Origin of the sequence: Propionibacterium sp. (assembly GCF_047719395.1) — a bacterium.
Lineage (GTDB): Bacteria > Actinomycetota > Actinomycetes > Propionibacteriales > Propionibacteriaceae > Propionibacterium.
In genome coordinates this window covers 11,366-15,787 of the sequence record NZ_JBDNTB010000062.1, presented here as the reverse complement: position 1 = coordinate 15,787, position 4,422 = coordinate 11,366, and the positions used below count along the sequence as shown (strand labels likewise).

At 61.4% G+C, this 4,422-nt stretch carries 4 protein-coding genes; all 4 read right to left on the bottom strand.

The features are described 5' to 3' along the window. Window positions 1–27: 27 nt before the first annotated feature. Window positions 28–912: a glucose-1-phosphate thymidylyltransferase RfbA gene (rfbA, locus tag ABF648_RS10425; protein ID WP_415632211.1), complete on the bottom strand. Its 885-nt coding sequence runs from the start codon at window positions 910–912 to the stop codon at window positions 28–30. Window positions 913–1,079: 167 nt separating this feature from the next. Next, entirely contained in the window at window positions 1,080–2,510 is a 1,431-nt protein-coding gene (gene rfbD, locus ABF648_RS10420; protein ID WP_415632210.1) for a dTDP-4-dehydrorhamnose reductase, read from the bottom strand. Between the two features lie 16 nt (window positions 2,511–2,526). Further along, on the bottom strand, window positions 2,527–3,525 hold the full coding sequence (gene rfbB, locus ABF648_RS10415; protein WP_415632209.1) for a dTDP-glucose 4,6-dehydratase: 999 nt from the start codon (window positions 3,523–3,525) through the stop codon (window positions 2,527–2,529). Window positions 3,526–3,624: 99 nt separating this feature from the next. After that, the coding region (locus tag ABF648_RS10410) for an LGFP repeat-containing protein (RefSeq protein WP_415632208.1) at window positions 3,625–4,422 on the bottom strand (798 nt) is incomplete at its 5' end.

Here is a 4,422-nt window from a genome sequence, read left to right as displayed (position 1 = left end):
GACACGCCAGCCAGACTCAACCCCCCGCTACACCCCGGATCGCGAAGAGCCGGTAGTCACCAGATGCCGTAAGTACTCGCCATAACCGGACTTCTGGAAGTCGTCGGCTCGGCGGAGCATCGCCTCGTCATCCAGCCAGCCCTTGCGCCAAGCGGCCTCTTCGGGGCAGCCGACCTGGAGCCCTTGGCGCGCCTGGATGGTGCGGACGAAATCGCTGGCGTCATTGAGGGAGTCAAAGGTGCCAGTGTCCAGCCACGCCGTGCCTCGGGGCAGCACTTCCACGTGCAGCTGCTGCTGCTCCATGTAGATCCGGTTGATGTCAGTAATCTCCAACTCACCACGTGCGCTTGGCTTCAGGACACGGGCAATCTGCACCACGTCGTTGTCGTAGAAGTACAGGCCTGGTACCGCAAGATTCGACTTGGGCTGCCCGGGCTTCTCCTCAATGGATACAGCAAAGCCCTCGTCATTTACCTCGACGACGCCGTAGGCCTGCGGATCGGCGACCCAGTAGCCGAAGATCGCAGCGCCCACAACATCCACATTCTTGGTCAGCTGGGTACCCAGACCAGGGCCGTAGAAGATGTTGTCGCCCAGTACAAGAGCCGCCTTCTGGTCTCCGAGGAAAGGCGCACCGATCGTGAAAGCCTGCGCCAGACCCTTCGGCTCGGCCTGTATGGCATAACTGAGATCAATGCCGAAACGTGAGCCATCGCCGAGCAGCTGATGGAAAGCATCTGCGTCTCGGGGCGTGGTGATGATGAGGATCTCGCGCATGCCAGCGAACATGAGAGTGGACAGCGGATAGTAAATCATCGGCTTGTCATAGACGGGGACCAACTGCTTGCTGGTGGCCATCGTGATGGGGTGCAGGCGGCTGCCTGTTCCACCGGCAAGAATGATGCCGCGCATCTTTGGCTCCTTCGTCGCACACCGACGGTACCTTGCCGTTGGCAGTCATTCTGGTGTTGTGGGCAACCGAGGACCACCCGTCCCACATGTCTTCAGACTCAATCTAGTGGGTGGACACATCCTCATCTGGCGGTGAAGCCATGTGAGAGATCATCATGGCTGATGGTTCAGGCCTTGAGGTATTGGTGCAACCTCTGGATAGTCGGTTTCGGAAGCCATCCAGTGGCCTCCAGCTTGGTCAGGTCGAGGCAGCTGTTGAGCGGTCTGGGAGCCGCCACTTTGCCGGCGAAGTACTCGGCCGACGAAATGCCCGTCACCTGGGTTGCATCGTGGCCTGTGCCCGTGAAGACAAGCTTGGCCACATCCGCCCAGCTCATCGCCTCACCCTCATTTGTCAGGTTGTAGGTGCCGTAGTCAGGTTTGGTGCTGAGCAAGTGGATGATGCCTGCGGCGAGGTCCTCGGTGAAGGTGAGCCGGCCGATCTGGTCGTTCACCACCTTCGGTGAGATGCCGCGGGCCGCGAGGCCGGCCATCGTGCGTACGAAATTGTTGCCGTCACCGATCACCCAGCTCGTCCGTACCAGGTAATGCCTGGTCGCGGACGTCACTGCCATGTCACCTGCAGCCTTGGACTGCCCGTAGACCCCGAGTGGGCTCAGGGCCTCGTCTTCGGAGTGCGGGCTCTGCGTGCCGTCGAAGACATAGTCAGTCGAGATGTGCACCAGGGTGAGGCCGTATTGGTTCGCCACGCGGGCCAGATTCGCCGGGCCCACCGCATTGCATGCCCAGGCCTTCTTGCGTCCCTCATCGGTTTCGGCGCCGTCCACATCGGTCCAGGCGCCAGCATTGACGATGATGTTGATCCCGGACCAGTCGAAGGCCTGCACCGCGGCCGCGTCGGTGATGTCCAGATCGACGTGGCCTGCACCGGTGACCTCGAAACCTGCTGCGGGGAGCTGCTTCATGAGTTCGCGACCGAGCTGACCGTTCGACCCTGTGACGAGCACCCTCTGTTTGCCGGTGGGGAAGGGCGTCACCTCAGCCATTCGTGGATGCAGTTTGTCCTTGTCAGACAGGATTGCGTGGTCCAGGGGGATGGGCCAGTCGATGGCCACCGTCTCGTCGGCGAGGTTGAGGAAGGTGTACTCGGCTTTGGGCGACCAGTGGGCATTGACCAGATAGCTGTAGGCGGTGTTCGGTTCGAGCGTCTGGTAGGCGTTGCCGACCCCACGTGGCACGTAGACTGCGACAGAGGGATCGATCTCACAGGTGTAGACCGCCCCGAACGAGGGACCCTCGCGAAGATCTACCCAGGCCCCGAACACGCGTCCGGTGGCTACCGAGATGAACTTGTCCCAGGGCTCGGCGTGGATGCCGCGGGTGACGCCTGCCTCGTCGTTGAAGGAGATGTTGTTCTGCACCGGCCCGAAATCCGGAACCCCCAGCTCGACCATCTTGGCGCGCTGCCAGTTCTCCTTGAACCAGCCGCGATTGTCGCCGTGCACGGTCAGGTCGACACGCAGGAAACCCGGGATCGGCGTCGTCGAGACACCGAGAGTTTTGGAGTACTCGAGTGTGTTGGAATCTTCGCAGCCCATCGTCACTGGTCCTGGATCACTGTCCCTGCAACGCATACTTGGCCTCGGTAGCGGCCTTCTGGGGGCGCCACCAGGATTCGTTGTTGCGGTACCAGTCGATGGTGTGTTCCAGCCCGGCGTCGAAGTCTGTGTAGTGGGGGCGCCAGCCCAGCTCGTCGCGCAGCTTGGAGGCGTCAATTGCATAGCGCTTGTCGTGCCCGGGGCGGTCGTTGACATGGTCGTACGCATCGGCCGACTGGCCCATCGCCACGAGGATCTTCTCGATCACCGTCTTGTTGTCCAGCTCGCCGTTCGCGCCGATGAGATAGGTCTCACCGATCCGACCCTTGTCGAGGATGGTGAGCACAGCGGCATTGTGGTCGTCCACGTGAATCCAGTCGCGAACATTGAGACCCGCTCCGTAGAGCTTGGGGCGGATGCCATCGATGACATTGGTGATCTGGCGAGGAATGAACTTCTCGATGTGCTGGCGTGGCCCGTAGTTGTTGGAGCAGTTCGAAATGGTGGCCTGCACGCCGAAGCTGCGCACCCACGCACGGACCAGCAGGTCGGAACCGGCTTTGGTGGACGAATACGGGCTCGACGGGTTGTAGGCACGATCGGGAGTGAACTTCTCGGGATCATCCAGCTCAAGGTCGCCGTAGACCTCGTCGGTGGAGATGTGGTGATAGCGCACCTCGTGACGTCGCACCGCCTCCAGCAGGCTGAAGGTGCCGTACAGATTCGTCCTGATGAACGGCTCGGGATTGTTCAGCGAGTTGTCGTTGTGCGATTCGGCGGCGAAATGCACCACAGCGTCCGCCTTGGCAACCAGTGAGTCGACAAGGTCCCGGTCGCAGACGTCACCCTTGACGAAGCGAAAACGCGTCTCGGGCAGCCCCGCCAGCGAGGCCATATTGCCCGCATAGGTGAGCTTGTCGAGCACCACCACCGTGTCGTCTGTGTGGTCCAACACATGGTGGACGAAGTTCGAACCGATGAAGCCGGCACCGCCGGTGACGAGAAGTGAACTCACCCCCGAAGACTACCAAGGGGCCGATCCAGCCCGCATGGTCAGAGCAGACAACAGCCATCCGGCCAACTGCGCGTTCGCTCGAGGACTTGGGCCTCGTCTCTAGCTCGTGAGCATCTGGGTGTAGGTCACCGCGAGCTGATCGAAGCTGGCACCGTAGGTGGAGGCCGTTCCGGTGGTGGACCCTGAGTTGTACAGGGATCCTGCCGCGATCAGCGCATCATCGGAGTAGTTGCCGTTGAGGTATCCGCCGATGATGTTCAAACCGAAGCACATGTTCGAGTAGGGATCCCACCAGGGGTAGTTCGTATTCTGCCGGAAGTAACCGAAGTAGGTGATCTGGGTCGGCCCCACACCATTCGATGTGGCACCTGCCAGCACCGCGGGCAGGAACTGGTTGGTGAAGTTCTGCTGCGTCACCTGGCCGGCCCCGGCCATCGTTCCACCCCAGTCGCTTCCGTACACGTTCTGGCCCATCGATTCCTTGGCGATGAGAGCTGCCGCGATACCCAGTGGCACTTTCGTGTCGTTGGAGGCCCGAACCAGGGAATCTGCATTTGAGAAGCCGAGGCCGGTGAGTTTGTTTGCCAGAGCCTGGTCCGAAGCGGACAACTGGCTTGACCCGCTAGCAGCGGCGGCGCCCCCAGTCCCGTTTTGGGTGGAAACCTGCCCAGAGGACAGATACAGGGTCCCCCCCTGGAAACTCTGGGAGGCATTGCCCTGACCGTCAGAGTTCTGATTGCTGGTGGGATAGCCGAAAGAGCCGCGTTCGGCCCCGTTCGACGCCCACGTATCGCGGATCGCCCCAAGCGGGATGGTGTGGGCTCCGACGCCGGGAGCCCAGTAGATGGTTCCGCCTTGGTAGTTCTGGAATGTGCCGCCGTTGACGGTGCCTATTTC